The organism is Arthrobacter sp. AD-310 (genome assembly GCF_054656615.1).
The window spans coordinates 172,891-193,169 of sequence record NZ_BAAHNO010000016.1 but is presented as its reverse complement, the minus strand read 5'-3'; the positions used below and the strand labels follow the sequence as shown (position 1 = coordinate 193,169).

Annotated in this window: 15 protein-coding genes; 3 read left to right on the top strand and 12 right to left on the bottom strand. The window is 66.7% G+C overall.

What is annotated here, in order from left to right; all coding sequences use genetic code 11:
• Positions 1-6 precede the first annotated feature (6 nt).
• The 8 genes from ACYQ1Z_RS11825 to ACYQ1Z_RS11790 form a co-directional block, all read right to left on the bottom strand.
• Positions 7-1,026 carry a gluconeogenesis factor YvcK family protein gene (locus ACYQ1Z_RS11825; RefSeq protein WP_459792715.1) on the bottom strand — a complete coding sequence of 340 codons (1,020 nt, stop codon included), beginning with the start codon at positions 1,024-1,026 and terminating at the stop codon, positions 7-9.
• Positions 1,026-1,949: an RNase adapter RapZ gene (rapZ, locus tag ACYQ1Z_RS11820; protein WP_459792714.1), complete on the bottom strand. Its 924-nt coding sequence runs from the start codon at positions 1,947-1,949 to the stop codon at positions 1,026-1,028. The genes ACYQ1Z_RS11825 and rapZ overlap by 1 nt, the downstream gene beginning before the upstream one ends.
• 65 nt (positions 1,950-2,014) lie before the next feature.
• Positions 2,015-4,015: an excinuclease ABC subunit UvrC gene (uvrC, locus tag ACYQ1Z_RS11815; RefSeq protein WP_459792713.1), complete on the bottom strand. Its 2,001-nt coding sequence runs from the start codon at positions 4,013-4,015 to the stop codon at positions 2,015-2,017.
• A gap of 65 nt (positions 4,016-4,080) precedes the next feature.
• Positions 4,081-4,749: a lysophospholipid acyltransferase family protein gene (locus ACYQ1Z_RS11810; protein ID WP_459792712.1), complete on the bottom strand. Its 669-nt coding sequence runs from the start codon at positions 4,747-4,749 to the stop codon at positions 4,081-4,083.
• Complete coding sequence (locus ACYQ1Z_RS11805) at positions 4,736-5,452, bottom strand: HAD hydrolase-like protein (RefSeq protein WP_459792711.1); 717 nt, start codon at positions 5,450-5,452, stop codon at positions 4,736-4,738. The genes ACYQ1Z_RS11810 and ACYQ1Z_RS11805 overlap by 14 nt, the downstream gene beginning before the upstream one ends.
• Positions 5,453-5,521: 69 nt before the next feature.
• Complete coding sequence (uvrA, locus tag ACYQ1Z_RS11800) at positions 5,522-8,443, bottom strand: excinuclease ABC subunit UvrA (protein WP_459792710.1); 2,922 nt, start codon at positions 8,441-8,443, stop codon at positions 5,522-5,524.
• A gap of 50 nt (positions 8,444-8,493) precedes the next feature.
• On the bottom strand, positions 8,494-8,874 hold the full coding sequence (locus ACYQ1Z_RS11795; protein ID WP_459792709.1) for a GntR family transcriptional regulator: 381 nt from the start codon (positions 8,872-8,874) through the stop codon (positions 8,494-8,496).
• Positions 8,875-8,916: 42 nt separating this feature from the next.
• Positions 8,917-9,693: a trans-aconitate 2-methyltransferase gene (locus tag ACYQ1Z_RS11790; protein ID WP_459792708.1), complete on the bottom strand. Its 777-nt coding sequence runs from the start codon at positions 9,691-9,693 to the stop codon at positions 8,917-8,919.
• Between the two features lie 93 nt (positions 9,694-9,786).
• Here ACYQ1Z_RS11790 and ACYQ1Z_RS11785 point away from each other — a divergent pair, with 93 nt between their 5' ends.
• The 3 genes from ACYQ1Z_RS11785 to ACYQ1Z_RS11775 are packed head-to-tail and all read left to right on the top strand — an operon-like array spanning position 9,787 to position 14,174.
• Positions 9,787-12,330 carry a DEAD/DEAH box helicase gene (locus ACYQ1Z_RS11785; protein WP_459792707.1) on the top strand — a complete coding sequence of 848 codons (2,544 nt, stop codon included), beginning with the start codon at positions 9,787-9,789 and terminating at the stop codon, positions 12,328-12,330.
• Between the two features lie 40 nt (positions 12,331-12,370).
• Positions 12,371-12,868, top strand: a complete 498-nt coding sequence (locus tag ACYQ1Z_RS11780) for an N-acetyltransferase family protein (protein ID WP_459792706.1) — start codon at positions 12,371-12,373, stop codon at positions 12,866-12,868.
• Positions 12,861-14,174, top strand: a complete 1,314-nt coding sequence (locus ACYQ1Z_RS11775) for an alpha/beta fold hydrolase (RefSeq protein WP_459792705.1) — start codon at positions 12,861-12,863, stop codon at positions 14,172-14,174. Before ACYQ1Z_RS11780 ends, ACYQ1Z_RS11775 begins: the two co-directional genes overlap by 8 nt.
• Here the strand turns inward: ACYQ1Z_RS11775 and ACYQ1Z_RS11770 are convergent.
• The 4 genes from ACYQ1Z_RS11770 to coaE form a co-directional block, all read right to left on the bottom strand.
• Positions 14,160-15,494 carry an MFS transporter gene (locus ACYQ1Z_RS11770; RefSeq protein ID WP_459792704.1) on the bottom strand — a complete coding sequence of 445 codons (1,335 nt, stop codon included), beginning with the start codon at positions 15,492-15,494 and terminating at the stop codon, positions 14,160-14,162. The two genes, ACYQ1Z_RS11775 and ACYQ1Z_RS11770, sit on opposite strands and share 15 nt — an antisense overlap.
• Before the next feature lie 105 nt (positions 15,495-15,599).
• Positions 15,600-16,628, bottom strand: a complete 1,029-nt coding sequence (locus tag ACYQ1Z_RS11765; protein ID WP_459792703.1) for a TerC family protein — start codon at positions 16,626-16,628, stop codon at positions 15,600-15,602.
• 215 nt (positions 16,629-16,843) lie between these two features.
• The gene (uvrB, locus tag ACYQ1Z_RS11760) at positions 16,844-18,976 is read right to left on the bottom strand and encodes an excinuclease ABC subunit UvrB (RefSeq protein ID WP_459792702.1); all 2,133 of its coding nucleotides are present in this window, start codon (positions 18,974-18,976) and stop codon (positions 16,844-16,846) included.
• Positions 18,977-19,056: 80 nt separating this feature from the next.
• Entirely contained in the window at positions 19,057-20,268 is a 1,212-nt protein-coding gene (gene coaE / locus ACYQ1Z_RS11755) for a dephospho-CoA kinase (protein WP_459792701.1), read from the bottom strand.
• Positions 20,269-20,279: the final 11 nt, after the last annotated feature.

Here is a 20,279-nt window from a genome sequence, read left to right as displayed (position 1 = left end):
ACCTTCCTAACTGTTCCCAAAAATGTCCTGGTACGCCGTCGCCAGACGCAGGGGATCATGGACGGGCCGGCGTCCCGACGCCCCTACTTTACCCAAGACCACCTCGGCGCCGATCATCCCGGCGGCCCGCTCGAACTCCTGCCGGTCCGGCACAGACGCGGGGTCGGCCAGGACGACGTCCACGGTGAACCCGGGTGCGTACCGGCGCAGCACGTCCAGGTGGTCGGCCGCGGTCATGCCCGAAGTTTCCTTGGTGTCGGTGGCCAGGTTCATGGTCAGGCACCGCTTCGCCGGTGTGCTGCACAGCGCCTGCTGCATCTCCGGCAGCAGCAGGTGCGGCAGCACCGAGGTGTACCAGGAGCCGGGGCCGAGGATCACCCAGTCCGCGAGTTCGATGGCCGTCAGTGCGTCGGTGCAGGCGGGCGCCGCTTCAGGCAGGAGCCGGACGTCCTCCAGGGACCCGGCAACTGCACAGCGCGCCTGGCCGTGGATGGTCTGCAGCTGCGACGTCCCGTCCGCAGCCGTGACCCGGACGTCGCCTTCAATGGTCAGGGGCACCGTGGACATGGGCAGGACCTGGCCGCGGGCGCCAAGCAGCGCGCCTGCCCACTTCAGCCCGGCCACGGTGTCGCCGAGCAGTTCCCAGAGGGTGACGATCAGCAGGTTGCCCATGGCGTGCTCGTCAAGCGAACCGCCCGGCCCCTTGCCCGGCCGGAAACGGTGCTGCATAACGTCGCGCCACGTCCGCCCCCAGTCGGTGTCGTCGCAGAGGGCGGACAGGGCCATCCGCAGGTCGCCGGGCGGCAGGACGCCATACTCTTCGCGCAGGCGCCCGGAGGAGCCGCCGTCATCCGCGACCGTCACGACGGCGGTGAGTTCGGAGGTGAGCAGGCGCAGCGCGGACAGGGATGCGGCAAGACCGTGGCCGCCGCCGAGCGCCACAACGTTCGGCCCCTTGTCCTGCTGGCCGGCGGCCCTGCCGGAGGCAGGCGGAACGAGCGGCAGTGCGCCGGTGAACAGCGCCATTACTCGCGGCCCAGATCCCGGTGGGTGGTGGTCACGGTGACCCGCGGAAACTGCGCCAGCTTCTTGGAGAGCTCGACGGCGACCGCAACCGAGCGGTGCTTGCCGCCCGTGCAGCCCACGGCGATGGTGGCGTAATGCTTGTTTTCCCTGCGGTAGCCGTCCAGGACGGGTTCCAGGGCCATGACATAGCGGTCCACGAAGTTCTTGACGCCTTCAGCCTCCAGCACGTAGTCGCTGACGTCCTTGTCCAGGCCCGTATGCGGCCGCAGCTGCGGCACCCAGTGCGGGTTGGGAATGAACCGGACGTCCGCCACGTAGTTGGCGTCGACCGGCAGCCCGTATTTGAAGCCGAAGCTCATGATGTTCAAACGGAGTGCCACCGGCCCGGTCTCGCTGAACAGTTCAGTGATGGCGGTGGCCAGGCCATGGACGTTGTAGCCGGAGGTGTCCAGCACGACGTCGGAGCTGTCGCGCAGTTCCTGCAGCAGCTCGCGTTCGGCGGCGATGCCGTCCAGGATGCGGCCGCCTCCCTGCAGCGGGTGCGGCCTGCGGCCCTGCTCGAACCGCCGGACCAGGACGTTGTCGCTGGCATCGAGGAAAAGGACGCGGAAGGTGACCCCGCTGGCGGCGAGGGCACCGAGTGCGGCACGAATGTCGGCGAAGAGTCCCTTGCTGCGGACGTCGATCACGACGGCGAGGCGCGGGATGGACTGCGGGGCGTGGGACACCAGCTCGGCGAGCGTGCCGAGCATTTGCGGCGGCAGGTTTTCCACGACGTACCAGCCGTGGTCCTCCAGCGCGTCGGCGGCGGTGCTCCGTCCGGCTCCGGACATCCCGGTGACCACCAGCAGCTCCGCTTCGAGGGGCTTGACGGGTTGCAGCCCGTCCTGCCCGGCCCCGGATTCCGCCGTCGTCTCTGCCATGAAGTCCGCCCCGTTTCTGTTGTTGTCACGCGGGGCTGCCGCGCAAACCCCGTCCTTTACCCTAGCTAAGTTTCGATGATTTCGCCGGTGGTCATGTTGATGGCGGGCACAGCCGCGGCGGCCGGGCCCTCGGCAGCGAAGTGGGTGACGATGGCGCTGGCCAGCGACGGACCAATGCCTTTGGCCTGCGAAAGCTCCTCGGCGGTTGCCGCCTTGACGCCTTTCACGGATCCGAAGTGGGCCAGCAACGCCTTCCGCTTGGACGCGCCCAGTCCCGGAACGGCGTCAAGCGCGGACACCGTCATCGCCTTGCCGCGTTTTTGCCGGTGGAAGGTGATGGCGAACCTGTGGGCCTCGTCGCGGATGCGCTGCAGCAGGTACAGTCCCTGCGAGGTGCGCGGCAGGATGACCGGGAAGTCGCTGTCCGGAAGCCACACTTCCTCGAGGCGCTTGGCCAAGCCCACCACATAGACGTCATCGATGCCGAGGTCCTCGAGGGCACGTGCCGCCGCGTTGACCTGGGGCTTGCCGCCGTCGACGACCACCAGGTTGGGCGGGTACGCGAACTTGGCCCGCGGCGCCGGGGTGGTGGTGTCGGGCACAACATCCCCGGCAGCCGGCTCCACGGGCCCGGAGACGAGGGCGGACTCGTCCACCTGCGCCGACTTGTCCTGGAGGTAGTGGCGGAAGCGCCGGGTGAGGACATCGTGCATGGCGGCGGTATCGTCAGCCGCTGCAGTCCCGGTGACCGAGAATTTCCGGTAGTCCGACTTTTTCGGCAGCCCGTCCTCGACAACCACCATGGAGGCCACCACGTTGGTGCCCTGGACGTGCGAGACGTCGAAGCATTCGATCCGCAGCAGCGGCACCGGCAGGTCCAGCGCCTCCTGCAGTTCCTGCAGCGCCTGCGACCGGACGGTAAGGTCACCGGCCCGGCGGGTCTTGTGCAGTTTCAGGGCATGCTCGGCGTTCTCGCGGACCGTGGACATCAGCGCCGCCTTGTCGCCCCGCTGGGGAACCCTGATGTCCACTTTGGCGCCGCGGATACCGGCAAGCCACTGCGCGAGTTCCCCGGCGTTGCTGGGCTCCACCGGTACGAGCACCTCGCGCGGCAGCCGGCCGTGGCTGTCACCGTCGCCGCCGTAGACCTGCTGCAGCAGGTGTTCGACGAGGTCGGGAGTGCTGAAGTCCTCCACCTTTTCCACCACCCAGCCGCGCTGGCCGCGGATCCTGCCGCCGCGGACATGGAAAACCTGGACGGCTGCTTCGAGTTCGTCCTCGTGGAGCGCGAAGATGTCGGCGTCGGTGTCCTCCGCCAACACCACGGCGTTCCGCTCGAAAACCTTGCGGAGGGCCGTGATGTCATCGCGAAGCCGTGCCGCGTGCTCGTAGTCGAGTTTGGCCACGGCGTCTGCCATCTGCTTTTCCAGCCTCGAGATGAAGCGCTTGGCTTCGCCGCCCATGAAGGCACAGAAGTCCTCGGCCAGGGCGCGGTGGTCCTCCGGAGAGATGCGCCCCACGCAGGGGGCGGAGCATTTGTCGATGTAGCCCAGCAGGCACGGGCGGCCCGTCGCCTCCGCGCGCTTGAACACCCCAGCGCTGCAGCTGCGCACCGGGAACACCCGGAGCAGGGTGTCCATGGTTTCCCGGATGGCCCCCGCGGTGTAGGGGCCGAAGTAGCGGGTGCCCTTCTTCTTGTCGCCACGCATGACCTGGACGCGGGGATACTTCTCGCCCATGGTGACCGCGAGGTAGGGGTACGTCTTGTCATCGCGGAACACCACGTTGAACCGCGGCTTGAATTCCTTGATCCACGTGTATTCAAGCTGCAGCGACTCCAGTTCGCTGCCCACGACGGTCCATTCGACACTGCTGGCGGCATGGACCATGGCGTAGGTTTTTGGCAGGAGCCCCGCGGGGTTGGCGAAGTATGAGTTCAGGCGGGAGCGCAGGCTCTTGGCTTTGCCCACGTAGATGACCCGGCCGTGCGGATCGCGGAACCGGTACACCCCGGGGTTGGTGGGGATTTCACCGGTTCTGGGCCGGTAGCTTGCTGGATTTGCCACCTATATATTCTACTGAGCCGGACCGGGTGGCTTGGCCAGCCCGGCCCGCTCCTGGAACAGGGTCGCTACTCGGCGACCTTGCTCTGGTTGTAGCTGGTGGAACGCTCCTGCCCACTAAGCTCCGCGATCGCGTCCATGATCCTGTCCGTCACTTCACGCCGGGCCGGCAGGGAGTGGTCCGGGCCCGTCTTGTCGAAGTACAGCGGCCGGCCCACCTTCATGGTGAAGTGCTGCGGCTTCACGCCCTTCTCACCGGCGCGCTGCAGGTTTTCGGTTCCAATCAGGCCCACCGGGATGACCGGCGCCCCGGTGGTCAGGGCCAGCCAGCCAACGCCGGTCCTGCCCCGGTAGAGGATGCCGTCCCGGGAGCGGGTGCCCTCCGGGTAGATGCCAATGCCCCGGCCGGATTCAAGGATATCCAGCAGGGTCTTCAGCGCCTGGACACTGGCTGCCTGCTCGCCGCGCTCCACGGGGATGGAGCCCACCGATTCGAAGAAGGCCTTCATGACCTTGCCTTTGACCCCGCCGGTGGTGAAGTACTCGGCCTTGGCAAAGAACGCCACGGGACGGGGCATCAGCGCCTGCACAATGACGCTGTCAAAAAAGGACAGGTGGTTGGGTGCCACGATGAACGGACCGTCGGTCGGGACATTCTCGATCCCAATGACAGTGGGCCGGCAGGTGCCGGCGATCAGGGTGCGGGTGGTCCAGCGGACGGCCTCAAACATTTCCATCGTTGGTCACCTCGCTCATGGCGGCGCTGTGGATGGCCTCCAGGCGGTCAATGACGCCCACCAGCTCTTCGGCGGTGCCGACGACGGCGACGGAACCTGCATCCTCGAGTTCGCCGTCGGGCGCGAAGCCCCACGCGACGCCGATGCAGTCCAGCCCGTTGGCGATCGCGCCGGAAACGTCCTGTGCGCGGTCCCCCACCATCAGGGCGTGCCGGGTGTCGAGGTCTTTGAGGGCGGCGGCAATGATTTCGGTTTTCCCGAGCGGCACACCCTCAACGGCCGATTCGTTGTCCGCCGACCCGCGGATGCTCAGGAACAGCCCATCGATGCCGTGGTGCGCCAGAACCGTGTTGGCGAGCCGCTGTGGTTTCTGTGTTGCCACGGCCAGCGGCCGGCCTGCCGCCGCGAAGGATTCCAGGACCTCCCGGACGCCCGGGTAAAGCCGGCTCTGGGCAATCCCGGTGGCGACGTAGTACTCCCGGTAACTCCGGATGACGTCGTCGAGGAGATGCGAGGGTACCTGGGCCACGTTGAGCAGCGAGTCGCTGAGCTTGGGTCCGATCATGGCTTCGAGCAGGTCCTGGCCGGGAACAGGAAGCCCCAGCCCGCGAAGGGCTGAGGCTATTCCGTCTGTAATTCCACCGGCCGGATCGACAAGAGTGCCGTCCAGGTCAAAGATCACGGGCACAGTTGTTGAAGTCACCGGGTTAGTTTCTCACGTCAACTGGAATGCCTGAAACTCGCATTCCCGACACGGAATACTTCTCCGGCCCTAGCCCAGGATTTCTGCGAGGAAGGTACCCGTGTGGCTGGTGGTGGAGGCCGCCACCTGCTCCGGCGTGCCGGTGGCAACGATCTGTCCGCCACCGGAACCGCCGTCGGGGCCGAGGTCCACGATCCAGTCCGCGCTCTTGATGACGTCCAGGTTGTGCTCGATGGTGATGACCGTGTTGCCCTTGTCCACCAGCCCCTGCAGGACCAGCAGCAGTTTACGGATGTCCTCGAAGTGCAACCCGGTGGTGGGCTCGTCCAGCACGTAGATGCTGCGGCCGTTGGACCGCTTCTGCAGTTCCGCGGCGAGCTTGACGCGCTGGGCTTCACCCCCGGAAAGCGTGGTGGCAGGCTGGCCGAGGCGGACGTAGCCAAGCCCGACGTCAACCAGCGTCTTCAGGTGGCGTGCAATGGGCGAGAACGCAGCGAAGAACTCCGCCGCCTCCTCGATGGGCATGTTGAGGACGTCCGCGATGGTCTTGCCCTTGTAGTGCACTTCAAGGGTTTCGCGGTTGTACCGGGCACCGTGGCACACCTCGCAGGGGACGTAGACGTCAGGCAGGAAGTTCATCTCGATCTTCAGCGTGCCGTCGCCGGAGCAGGCCTCGCAGCGCCCGCCCTTGACGTTGAACGAGAACCGGCCGGGCAGGTAGCCGCGGACCTTGGCTTCGGTGGTCTCGGCGAAGAGCTTGCGGATGTTGTCGAAGACGCCGGTGTAGGTGGCCGGGTTTGAGCGCGGCGTGCGGCCGATCGGGCTTTGGTCGACATGCACCACCTTGTCCAGGTGCTCCAGGCCCTGGACAGTTTTGTGCCGGCCGGCCACCTGCTTGGCGCCGTTGAGCTTGTTCGCCAGCACCTTGTAGAGGATCTCGTTCACCAGGGTGGATTTGCCCGAGCCGCTGACGCCAGTGACCGCGGTCAGCAGCCCCAGAGGGAACGTCGCATCCACATTGTTGAGGTTGTTTTCCCGCGCACCAACGACCTTCAGTTCGCGCTTCTTGTCGTATTTGCGGCGCTTCCGCGGGACCTCAATACTCCGGCGTCCGGCAAGGTAGTCGCCGGTGAGGGACTTCGTATTGTCCAGCAGGTCCTGGTACGAGCCCGAGTGGACTACCTGGCCGCCGTGTTCACCGGCCCCGGGTCCAATGTCCACGATCCAGTCGGCGACGTGGATGGTGTCCTCGTCGTGCTCCACCACGATGAGGGTGTTGCCCATGTCGCGGAGCCGGGTGAGGGTCTCGATGAGCCGCCGGTTGTCGCGCTGGTGCAGGCCGATGGACGGCTCGTCAAGGACGTACAGCACCCCCACCAGGCCGGACCCGATCTGGGTGGCCAGCCTGATGCGCTGGGCCTCACCGCCCGAAAGCGTGGCGGATGGCCGCTCCAGGTTCAAGTACTCCAGCCCCACGTCGAGGAGGAATGTCAGGCGCGCCTGAATCTCCTTGAGGACCTGGTGGGCGATCTGCGCCTCGCGGCCGGTGAGGACCAGGTTGTTCAGGAAGTCCGCGCAGTCGCGCATGGGAAGGGCCGCGACGTCGGCAATGGACTTGCCGTTGATGAGCACCGACAGGGACGCGGGGTTGAGCCGCGCGCCGTTGCAGGCGGGGCAGGGAATCTGCCGCATGTACTCTTCGTAGCGGTCGCGGGCCCAGTCGGAATCCGTCTCGCCGTGCTTGCGGTGGACGTACTGGATGGCGCCTTCGAAGCCGGTGCTGTACTTGCGTTCACGGCCGAACCGGTTGCGGTACTGCACCACCACTTTGTGGTCCTTGCCGTGCAGGACGGTCTGGCGGACGTCTTTGCCCAGCTTCTCCCAAGGGGTGTCCATGGAGAAGCCAAGCTCCTTGGCCAGGCCCTCAAGCAGCCGGTTCCAGTACTCGGTGGTGGCGGTTCCCAGCGACCAGGGCGCAATCGCGCCTTCGGACAGCGAAAGTTCCGGGTTGGGGACGATGAGTTCCTCGTCCACTTCGAGCTTCGTGCCGATGCCGCTGCAGGCTGCACAGGCGCCGAAGGGGTTGTTGAAGGAGAACGAGCGCGGTTCGATCTCGTCGATGGCCAGGGGGTGCTCGTTGGGGCAGGCGAGGTTTTCCGAGAAGGCGCGGATCCGGCCGGCATCGTCGGCGTCAAGGTCCACGAATTCCGCGAGGACCCGGCCTTCCGCGAGCCCGAGGGCGGTTTCGATGGAGTCGGTAAGCCGCTGGCTGATCCCTTCCTTGACCACCAGGCGGTCCACCACCACCTCGATGGTGTGCTTGAACTGCTTGCCAAGCTTGGGCGGATCAGTCAGCTGGATCAGGTCGCCGTCCACCCGGGCGCGGGAATAGCCCTTGGCGCTGAGCTCCTTGAAGAGGTCGACGAACTCGCCCTTGCGCCCGCGCACGACGGGAGCCAGGACCTGGAACCGGGTGCCCTCGTCGAGTTCGAGGAGCTGGTCGACGATCTGCTGGGGCGTCTGCTTGGTGACGGGTTCGCCACAGACAGGACAGTGGGGACGGCCCACGCGTGCCCAGAGGAGGCGCATGTAGTCGTAGATCTCCGTGATGGTGCCTACGGTTGAGCGCGGGTTCTTGCTGGTCGACTTCTGGTCGATGGACACCGCCGGGGAGAGGCCCTCGATGAAGTCGACGTCGGGCTTGTCCACCTGGCCGAGGAACTGGCGCGCGTATGCGGAGAGCGACTCAACGTAGCGGCGCTGGCCCTCGGCGAAGATGGTGTCGAACGCCAGCGATGACTTGCCCGAGCCTGAGAGGCCGGTGAAGACGATCATGGCGTCACGCGGCAGGTCCAGGTCCACGTTCCGCAGGTTGTGCTCCCGTGCGCCCTTCACCACAAGGCGGGACAGGTCCGGCCGATGCACACTCGCGGCAGGAGCCAGGGCGACGGAGGTGGAGGAAATGGTTTCTTCAGCTACGGCTTTAGGCACCCAATAATGCTAATCGAAAATTTCTTCGAACACCCACGCGCGCCGGCGCCTCAGCCGGCGTCGTAGGCGGCTGCAAGCAGCTTGACGGCTTCGGCGAAGGTGGCGCCCTGCGATTTGGCGGCCTCCGCATAGGCGGCTGCTGCCGCGGACAACCCACTGAGACGTTCGTCACGTGCGGACACGACGGTGCCGTTCCGGCCGCGGGTGGCAACGATACCGCCCGCCTCGAGCTCCTTGTAGGCCCGGGCAACTGTGTGCGGCGCCACGTCCAGCAGTTCCGCGAGGGCACGAACGGCGGGCAGTCTAGTGCCAGGAGGCAAGGCTCCGCTGTCCGCCAGGTGGATGATGCGCAGGCGCAACTGTTCATACAGTGCCACTGTGCTGGCAGGATTGGGTTTCCACGTTCCGGGGAAGTCGGGAGCAGTCTTCACCGGCCGGCCTCGACGCGTCTATGGTCCATGACCTGAATTAGATCAGTTCTTTTGCCCGACGGCGAAGATGCGGCGGAAGGGGTACACCGTCCCGTGGCGTCCTGCCGGGTACGCCGAGCGCAGGGCCGCGGCATATTCGGCCTCGAAGACTGCACCCTCCCCGCCGGGCAGCACGGACAGCACCGGCCGCAGCGCCGTGCCCCTGACCCACTCCAGGACAGGGTCCGCGCCGGGCAGGACCTGCTCGTACGTGGTCTCCCAGGCGTCGGCCGTGCAGCCGGCGTCCAGAAGGATATCCAGGTACTCCGCAGGCTCCCCAACTGATTCCGCGCCGCGCAGCACCCCGCCGAGCTTGTCTTCCCACTTCCCTGACGCGGCGAGTTCGCGCAGCAGGGCGTGGGAGGGTGCGTTGAAGTTTCCCGGCACCTGCATGGCGAACCAGGCGCCCGGCCGCAGGGCTTCGAGCCACTCCCTGATCATGGACTGGTGGCCCGGCACCCACTGGAGGGCGGCATTGCTGACCACGACATCAGTGTCCGCCGGCGGTTTCCACCCGGCGATGTCGCCCTGTTCGAACCGCAGGTTCGGGTAGTCGGCGGCAAGCCTCCGGGCCTTGGCCAGCATGTCGGTCGAGGAGTCCACGCCCGCCACGTCGGCGCGCGGCCAGCGTTCGGCGAGGGTTGCCGTGAGGTTGCCCGGTCCACATCCCAGATCGACCACCCGGGCCGGCCGCTCGGCGTGGACCCTGCCCGTGAGGTCGAAAAAGGGCCGGTCCCGGTAATCGCCGAACTGTACGTACTTGTCAGGATTCCATCTCATCAGCTTCCCTACTTCCCGGCGGCGCACTTGCTACCGGGAAGCCTAGCCCGGCGCGCGATTTCCCGCGGCAGGCTGGCACTAAGCTGGAAACCAATGAAACTCGTTGACCAGCTTCCTGCCCAGTCAGCCGGGCAGCCCACGGCCGCCGTCGATCCCGATGACCTGTACACCCGCTTCGTGGAATGGACGGAAAGCCGCGGCCTGGCGCTTTACCCGGCCCAGGACGAGGCGATCATGGAACTTGCAACCGGTGCCAACGTCATCCTGGCCACACCTACCGGCTCCGGGAAATCGCTGGTGGCCATCGCAGCGCATTTCCAGGCCATGGCGCAGGGCCGCCGCAGCTACTACACCGCCCCCATCAAGGCGCTGGTCTCGGAAAAATTCTTCGCCCTCTGCGACATCTTCGGCGCCGAAAACGTGGGCATGATCACCGGCGACTCCGGCGTCAACCAGGACGCGCCCATCATCTGCTGCACCGCGGAAATCCTGGCGAACACCGCACTGCGCGAGGGTGCGGCAGCGGATCTGGGCGCAGTCATCATGGATGAGTTCCACTTCTACTCTGACCCGCAGCGCGGCTGGGCCTGGCAGGTTCCCCTGCTGGAACTTCCACAGGCCCAGTTCCTGCTCATGTCGGCCACCCTGGGCGACGTCACGCGGTTCGAAACCGGACTGACCGACCTTACCGGCCGGCCCACCACCACCGTGAGCTCAGCGGAGCGGCCCATTCCGCTGCATTACTACTACCACGAGACCCCCGTGCACGAGACGCTCGAAGAGCTGCTGTCCACCAGGCAGGTGCCGGTGTATGTGGTCCACTTCAGCCAGATCGAGGCCATCGACCGTGCGCAGACCCTGATGAGCATCAATGTCTGCACCCGCGAGGAAAAGGACAGGATCGCCGAACTCATCGCGAACTTCCGGTTCGCCGCAGGCTTTGGCAAGACGCTGAACCGGCTGGTGCGGCACGGCATCGGCGTGCACCATGCCGGCATGCTGCCCAAGTACCGCCGCCTGGTGGAGCAGCTGGCACAGGCGGGCCTGCTGAAGGTCATCTGCGGCACCGACACGCTGGGCGTGGGCATCAATGTTCCCATCCGCACCGTCCTGCTGACCGCGCTGAGCAAATACGACGGCGTCCGCACCCGCCTGCTCAACTCGCGCGAGTTCCACCAGATTGCAGGGCGCGCCGGCCGGGCAGGCTACGATACCGCTGGCACGGTGGTGGTCCAGGCGCCCGAGCATGTCACGGAGAACGTCCGGGCGATGGCCAAGGCGGTCGCAAAATTCGGCGATGACCAGAAGAAGCTCCGCCAGGTGGTGAAGAAGAAACCCCCGGAGGGTTTTGTTTCCTGGGGTGAGCCCACCTTCAAGCGGCTGGTGGAGTCCGTGCCCGACCCGTTGAGTTCCAGCTTCACGGTCACGCACGCCATGCTCATGAACCTGATGGAGCGCCCCGGCGACCCGTTCACCGCCGCCCGGCGGCTCCTGACGGAAAACCACGAGACCCGCCCCTCGCAGCTGAAGCTGATGAAAAAAGCGCTGGGCATCTACCGCGAACTTCTTGCCGCGGAGGTGGTGGAACGCATTCCGCCGGAACAGCAGGGACCGGACGGGCGCACCGTCCGGCTCACCGTCCACCTGCAGCCGAACTTCGCCCTCAACCAGCCGCTCTCCCCCTTCGCCCTGGCTGCGCTGGAACTCCTTGACCCGGAGTCGCCGTCGTACGCCCTGGACGTGGTGTCCGTGATCGAGGCGACGCTGGAAAAGCCGCGCCAGATCCTGTCCGCCCAGCAGAAGAAGGCCCGGGGCGAAGCCGTAGCAGCCATGAAGGCGGACGGCATCGACTATGAACAGCGTATGGCCATGCTCGAGGACGTCACCTACCCGCAGCCCCTTGCGGAGATGCTGGGCGGCGCCTTTGACGTGTACCGCAAGGCCGCCCCGTGGGTGGGCGACTTCGAGCTGGCACCCAAGTCGGTTGTGCGTGACATGTACGAACGGGCCATGAACTTCGGCGAATTTGTCCAGTTCTACTCGCTGGCGCGCTCGGAAGGCATTGTGCTGCGGTACCTCGCAGACGCGTTCAAGGCGCTCCGCCAGACCGTCCCGCAGGACATGCTGCGGGAGGACCTCGAGGATCTGGTTGCGTGGCTGGGCGAGCTCGTCCGCCAGGTCGACTCCAGCCTCCTGGACGAGTGGGAGGAACTGGCGTCCGGCGGGGCACCAACGCCGCACGACGCGCCACCGCCGCCCCCGCCTTCCCTCACCTCCAACATCCGGGCGTTCCGGGTGATGGTCCGGAACGAAATGTTCCGCCGGGTGGAACTGTTCGCGGACGAGGACGCCGAGGCCCTGGGTGAACTGGACGGCGGCTCCGGCTGGGACCGCGACCGCTGGGAAGACGCCCTGGACGACTACTTCGACGAACATGATGACATCGGAACCGGCCCGGATGCCCGCGGCCCGGGGCTGCTCATCATCACGGAGGAACCGGGCGTGTGGAAGGTCCGGCAGATCTTTGACGATCCGGCCCGGAACCATGACTGGGGCATTTCCGCCGAAGTGGACCTGGCGGGCTCCGACGAGACCGGCACCGCAGTGGTGCGCGTGACAGAGGTCAACCGGCTTTGAGCAGCATGCCGGGGCGGGTACTGGGCGGTAAGCTCGGACAATGAGTGTTATCCGCCCCGCAACCGAGCAAGACGTTCCCGAAATCCTCCAGATGATCCACGAGCTGGCGCACTACGAGAAGGAGCCGGACGCCGTGCGCAACACTCCGGAGCTGCTCCGGGAGGTGTTGTTCGGGGAGAACGCCCGCGTTTACGCTGCGATGGCCGGGAACGAATCCGGCGAAGTACAGGGGTTCGCGCTGTGGTTCCTCAACTACTCCACCTGGGAGGGCGTCCACGGCATCTACCTCGAGGACCTTTACGTCCGCCCGGCGGCACGCGGCGAAGGCCACGGCAAAGCCCTCCTGCAGCATCTCGCAAGCATCGCTGTGGACAACGGCTACGCCCGGGTCGAATGGAGTGTCCTGGACTGGAACGAGCCGTCCATCAACTTCTACCGCCGGCTGGGCGCCCGGCCCATGGACGGCTGGTCCACCTTCCGGCTGACGGGCGACGCCCTCCAGGAATTTGGCAGCGTCCCCGCAGTGGCCCGTGGCTGAGGCCGGACACGAAATCCGGTCCCGGCACGAGTTCCGCGGCCTCCGGACCGTTGAGCATTACTTCACGGTGCCGCTGGACCACACAGCGCCGCACGGGGAAACCATTACGGTCTTCGCGCGTGAGTACGTCTCCGCGGCCCACAGCCCGGAGGAAGCGGAAAAACTTCCGTGGCTGCTGTACCTGCAGGGTGGCCCCGGAGGCCGGGGCAACCGGTTCGGCTCGCTCGGCGGCTGGAGCAAGGCCGCGGCGAAGGAGTTCCGCATCCTCATGCTCGACCAGCGGGGCACCGGCCTGTCCACCCCGGTTGACCGCAACACCCTGCCGCTGCGCGGGCCTGCCGCAGAGCAGGCCAGGTACCTGGAGCATTTCCGGGCCGATTCGATCGTTGCCGACGCCGAACTCATCCGGTCGGCCCTCAGCTCCCCGCCGTGGACGGTGTACGGGCAAAGCTACGGCGGCTTCTGCGCCCTGACCTACCTGTCTTTTGCCGCCGCGGGCCTGCGGGAGGTCCTCATCACCGGAGGACTGGCTCCCCTGACGGGCCCCGCCGACGACGTCTACCGGGCCACCTTCCAGCGGGTGGCGGCGCGGAACGCTGAGTATTTCAGCTGGTACCCGGAGGACCGCGCCATGGTGGAGCGGATTGCCGGGCACCTGCGGACCACAGCCGAGTACCTGCCCGACGGCAGTCCGCTCACCGTGGAGCGGTTCCAGATGACGGGTGCCTTCCTGGGCGGCAACACCAGGGTCGACAGCCTGCACTACCTGCTGGAGGACGCCTTCACGCCAACCCCCGCCGGCCCCCGGCTCTCCGATCCGTTCCTGGACCAGGTGCAGGGCATTGTGTCGCGCAGGTCCAACCCGCTGTACGCCCTGATGCATGAGTCCATTTACGGTCAGGGCCAGGCCACCGACTGGTCCGCCTGGCGGGTACTGGAGGAATATCCGGAGTTCCGCCCCGATGCCGAACCCCTCCTGCTTACCGGCGAGATGGTGTATCCCTGGTATTTCGACCAGGACCCCGCACTGCAGCCCCTGCGCGACGTGGCGGAGCTCCTGGCGGCCAAGCAGGACTGGCCGCCGTTGTACGATGTCCACCAGCTTGCTGCCAACCTGGTTCCGGCGGCCGCGGCCGTGTATTCCGACGACATCTACGTGGACCGGAAACTGTCCCTGGAGACCGCCGCTGCCGTCCGGGGTCTTCAGGTCTGGGAAACCGGCGACTTCCACCATGACGGCATCGCCGACGACGGGGAGGGCATCTTCGGCCGGCTCCTGGGCATGGCCAGGTCAGGCCGCCGCTGACTCCCGCCGCGTGGTAACGCGGGCCAGGAACGCCGCGGTGAGGATACAGGCGCCCACCACCCCGCCCAGCAGGTTCAGGCCAAGGTAGCCCGTCCAGCTGAGCACAAGGCCGGAAACGGCGCCGCCAACGGCCCCCGCCGCCCCCATGAGCATGTCCGACACGCCCTGCACCACAACCCGGGCCTCCTGGCCCACGCTCTCCGCCAGGAGCGTGGACCCGGACACGGTGGCGGCGGACCAGCCCATGCCAAGCAGGACCAGCCCCACTGCCACCGCGGTGGTGGAACCCTGCCCGAACCCGGCCACCAGAACCGCGGTAATCAGGAGGGCAAACCCGATCATGATCGTCTCTGTCCGGCCGGCCTTGTCCGTCAGCCAGCCCATGACCGGAGACAGTGCGAACATGCCGGCAATGTGGAGCGAGATCGTGAAGCCGATGATCACCAGCACGTCGCCGGAGGCTGCGTGTACGGCGTGGGCGGACGGACCCTCCACCAGCTGCTGCAGGTGCAGCGGCGTCATGGACATAACACCCACCATCACCGCATGGGCGGCGACGACGGCCGCCACGGCGAGCAGCGCGGTCCGCGAGGCGCGGATCGCCTGCATCCCGCGGGCAAGGGAACGGCGGGCGGCAGGCTGGCCCTTCCCCGCGGCGGCCTGTTGCCCAGGGGCCAGTTCCCGGGCCAGTGACCGGGCCAGCAGGAGCGGGTCCGGCCGGAGGCCTGCGAACACCAGGACGGTCGCCACGAGCAGGCCGGCGCCGGAGATGACAAACGGTCCTGCCACGGGCGGAAGCCCGAGCGCCGCGCCCACCACAGTGCCGGGCTGGATCAGGTTGGGGCCTGCGACGGCACCCACCGTTACCGCCCACACCACTGTGGACAGCGCGCGGCCCCGGTGTTCAGGGTCGGCAAGGTCGACGGCGGCGAACCTCGCCTGCAGGCCCGCCGCGGTTCCCACGCCAATGCCTGCGGCACCAAGAACGAGCAGGACAAAGACGCCGGTGACAACGGCCAGCACCATCAGGACCGTGCCGGCAAGGGCGGCCACCAGGCCTGCGACCTGGCCTGTCCGCCGGCCGCGGCGCTCCGCCAGCGAAGCCAGCGGCAGCGCGGCCAGTGCAGCGCCCAGGGTCATGAGCGTTGCCACCGACCCGGCCCAGGCGCTGGAACCGGAGAGCTCGACCGCGAGGATCGAACCGATGGACACGGTGGCGCCGGTGCCGATTCCGCCGAACATCTGGGCCGCGGCGAGCAGGGCGACGGTACGCCGCTGTACCCGCCGCACGTCCTCTTCAGTGGTTACTGTGGGGGCCATGGACGAAGCATAGTCCCCGCCACGGGGCTTCCACAGGGGCTATTTAAAACGGGAAAACCCCGGCCGCGATGCGCGGCCGGGGTGTCCGGGTCAAGCAGGATAAACCTAGTCGACGTCGCTGTGGCTCTTGCGGGCGTCTTCTTCGAGGCGGGGGTCCAGGTGGGCCTCCTTGGCCTTGGAGCTGACCAGGCTTGCGATCACCGCGACGACGATGGTGCCGACGATGACACCCAGGGACACGAAGGTCGGGATCTCCGGGGCCCATTCGATGTGCTGGCCGCCGTTGATGAACGGCAGTTCGTTCACGTGCATGGCGTGCAGGACAAGCTTGACGCCGATGAACGCGAGGATGAAGGACAGCGCGTGCTTCAGGTAGATCAGGCGGTTCATCAGCCCGCCGAGCAGGAAGTACAGCTGGCGCAGGCCCATCAGGGCGAACAGGTTGGCGGTGAACACGATAAACGGGCTCTGCGTGAGGCCGAAGATGGCGGGGATGGAGTCCACGGCGAACAGGAGGTCCGTGAGGCCGATGGTGATGAACACGATCAGCATCGGGGTGAAGACCTTCTTGCCGTTCACGGTGGTGCGCAGCTTGCCGCCGTCGAACTTCTCGGACATCGGGATGACCTTGCGGATCTTCGCGATGATCGGGTTTTCGCGGTCTTCCTCGTCCTCGCCCTCATCCTGGGCCTGCTTCCAGGCGGTCCACAGCAGGAACGCGCCGAAGATGTAGAACACCCAGCTGAACTGCTCGATGACGATGGCGCCGAGCAGGATGAATATGCCGCGCAGGATGAGCGCGATGATGATGCCCACCATCAGCACTTCCTGCTGGTACTTCCGGGGCACCGAGAACCTGGCCATGATGATGATGAAGACAAAGAGGTTGTCGATGCTGAGGCTGTATTCAGTGACCCAGCCCGCCACGAACTGGCCGCCGAACTCAGGCCCGGTAAAGACAAACATCAGTCCGGCGAACACCAGGGCGAGGGTGACGTAGAACGCCACCCACAGGCCGGCTTCCTTCATGGAAGGTTCATGCGGGCGGCGGACCACCAGGAGCAGGTCAATGAGGAGGATCAGGCCGAGGACGACAAAGGAGCCGACCTCGAACCACACGGGCAAATCGAGCACAGGGTAGCCTTTCGCAGGGTACAGAGATGCGGTGTAAGTCTCTCCGGCCTGCCTGTGCACCTGGTGCTGAAGTGGCGGCCCGCTACGCCCGGCAGGGCATCAATGCCCTGCGTGTTGACGATCGTAGCGCTTGGGATACTCCCCTACGTGACGTTAACTGTACCGCAGCCGGGCGGGCCGCCACTCCCCTTCCCTTTTGTGTCGGGCTGCCAGGCTTATGCGTGCCCGGCCGCCTGCATCTGGCGCAGCTCCTTCTTCAGCTCACTGACCTCATCCCTGATCCGCGCTGCCACCTCGAACTGCAGTTCGGCGGCGGCGCCGTGCATCTGCTCGGTCAGCTGCTCGATCAGGCCCACCAGGTCCTCGGCGGGTGCTGCGGCGAGGCCGTCCCCGCGGACGATGGCAGCGCCCTTCTTGGCCCCCTTGGCGGCCTTGGCCCCGGGCTTCGCCGCCGCGGTAATGCCGCGCTTGCCCTTGCCGTAATCGAAGCTGCCCAACAACGCATCGGTGTCGGCGTCTTCACGCGCCAGCTGGTCCGTGATGTCCGCGATCCTCTTCCGCAGGGGCTGCGGGTCCACGCCGTGTTCCTGGTTGTACGCGACCTGGATGGCGCGGCGCCGGTTGGTCTCATCAATGGCGTTGGCCATCGAGTCGGTGATCCGGTCAGCGTACATGTGCACCTGGCCGGAGACGTTACGCGCGGCACGGCCGATGGTCTGGATCAGGGAGGTAGAGGAACGCAAGAAGCCTTCCTTGTCCGCGTCCAGGATGCTCACCAGCGACACCTCCGGAAGGTCCAGGCCTTCACGGAGCAGGTTGATGCCCACCAGGACGTCGAAGCTGCCGAGCCGGAGTTCCCGGAGCAGTTCCACGCGGCGCAAGGTGTCCACGTCCGAATGCAGGTACTCCACCTTGATGCCGTGGCTTAGCAGGTAATCGGTGAGGTCCTCCGCCATGCGCTTGGTCAGGGTGGTGACGAGGACGCGCTCGTCCCGCTCGACCCTGGTCCGGATTTCGCCAAGGAGGTCGTCGATCTGGCCCTTGGTGGGCTTGACGATGACTTCCGGGTCCACCAGGCCGGTGGGGCGGATGATCTGCTGGACATAGCCGTCGGCCTTGCCGAGCTCGTACTTGCCGGGTGTGGCCGACAGGTAGACCGTCTGTCCGATGCGTTCCAGGAACTCGTCCCACTTCAGCGGACGGTTGTCCATGGCGGACGGAAGCCGGAAGCCGTGGTCCACCAGGGTCCGCTTCCGGGACATGTCGCCCTCGTACATGGCGCCGATCTGCGGGATGGTGACGTGTGATTCGTCCACCACCAGCAGGAAGTCGTCCGGGAAGTAATCCAGGAGGCAGTGCGGGGCGGATCCGCCGGGCCGGCCGTCGATGTGCCGGGAGTAGTTCTCGATGCCGTTGCAGAAGCCCATCTGCTGCATCATTTCGAGGTCGTAGGTGGTGCGCATCCGCAGGCGCTGGGCCTCCACCAGCTTGTTCTGCCCCTCCAGCACCGCAAGCCGCTCCGCGAGTTCGTCCTCGATGGACTTGATGGCGCGCGTCATCCGTTCGGGCCCGGCCACGTAGTGGGAGGCCGGGAAGACGTACATTTCGGTTTCCTCGCGGATGACCTCGCCGGTGACCGGGTGGAGGGTGTAGATGTTTTCCACCTCGTCGCCAAAGAACTCGATCCGGAGGGCCAGTTCCTCGTACATGGGAATGATCTCCACCGTGTCGCCGCGGACCCGGAAGGTTCCGCGGTGGAAGTCCATGTCATTGCGGGCGTACTGCATGGAGACGAACTTGCGCAGCAGCGCGTCCCGGTTCATTTCCTGGCCCTTGCGCAGGGTCACCATCCCGGCGATGTATTCTTCCGGGGTGCCGAGGCCGTAGATGCAGGACACGGTTGCCACCACGATGACGTCCCGCCGCGTGAGCAGTGCGTTGGTGGCGGAGTGGCGAAGCCGTTCCACTTCCTCGTTGATGGAGGAGTCCTTCTCGATGAAGGTGTCCGTCTGCGGTACGTAGGCCTCGGGCTGGTAGTAGTCGTAGTAGGAGACAAAGTATTCCACTGCGTTGTTGGGCAGCAGCTCGCGGAATTCGTTGGCCAGCTGCGCGGCGAGGGTCTTGTTCTGCACCATCACCAGCGTGGGGCGCTGCACCTGTTCGATGAGCCAGGCAGTGGTGGCGCTCTTACCGGTACCGGTGGCGCCGAGCAGCACAATGTCCTTCTCGCCGTTGTTGATCCGCTCCGTAAGTTCCTTGATGGCGGTGGGCTGGTCGCCCGCGGGCTTGAATTCGCTGACGACTTCGAAGGGCGCTACAACACGGTTGATATCCTGCGCAAGGCTCATGGATCTAATCTACAACCGGGCACCGGCAGCGGCCCGCCGAGTCCGTTACGGGCGAACAAGGCAGGGCGCCGGGCGCGCGTTCAGGACGGGTACGACGGCGGTTCCCACCCGGTTGCGCCTGCCCAGGCGGACATCCCGGGCCAGGCAACGCCGGTGAACCACGGCTCCTTGGCTTCCGCATACTGCCGGGTGGTGCCGGTGCCGGCGTAACCGGCTGCCAGGCTTGCCTTGTGCGCTTCGTACCGCCTTCGTGCCGCGTCGTCGTGCCGCAGCCAGTCGCGGAACATCAGGGCGTAGCGCCAGCCGGCCGAACCGGCCACCCGCACGTGGAGGTTCACGGGCCGGCCGGGATCGGCGTTGGCGTGGAACCGCTTTTGCCATTGGGCCGGGTCCGGCAGGTCCGGTTTCGGCGTGTCCTGCCCGGCGCCGGGCACCAGGGGGTACCCTGCCGCGGCCAGCAGTGGCGCCAGCGTGTCGGCGTCGTCCAGCCCGGACACCGCAACCTGCAGGTCGATGACGTCCTTGGCTGCCAGGCCGGGAACGGCGGTGGAGCCGATGTGGTCCACCGCGAGGATCAGCCCGGGAGCCGCCGTCGTGAGCCTGGCAGCAATCCTCGCGGCCTGCCGCGCCCAATCCTCCCGGTACGGCTCCAGCGCCGGCCCGCCGGTCCGCGGCGCCCGGATGCCGGCGGCGAGGTTGGCGGCGAAGGGAACCAGCCGGTCCGCCCAGAGCCGGTCCACCTGGTCCAGCAACTGCGGGAGCGTGCCTGAATTGTCCAGGACGACGTCAGCTGCGGCCAGGCGGTCCTCCCGTGACGCCTGCGCGGCCATCCGGGAACGCGCTGCGTCCTCCGTCATGTTCCGGTGTTCCAGCATCCGCTGCAGCCGCACCTCGTCCGGGGCGTCCACCACGATCACCAGGTGGAAGTTGCTCCCCTGCCCGGTTTCGACGAGCAGCGGAATGTCCTGGACCACCACGGCATCCGCGGGCGCTGCGGCGCTGATGGCCGCGGCGCGCGACCGGACCAGGGGATGGACAATGCCGTTCAGCGCCGCGAGGCGTTCCGGGTTGTTGAAGACCAGCGCACCGAGCCGGGGGCGGTCGAGCCTGCCGTCGGCATCCAGGACGTCGCCGAACTCCGCAGCGACGCGCTCGAGCCCTTCAGTGCCCGGCTCCACGACTTCCCGCGCCAGGGCATCCGCGTCCACCAGGACGGCACCCAGTTCACGCAGCCGCGCGGCCACCACTGACTTCCCGGACGCAATGCCGCCCGTCAACCCGATCTTCAGCACCCCCCCACCCT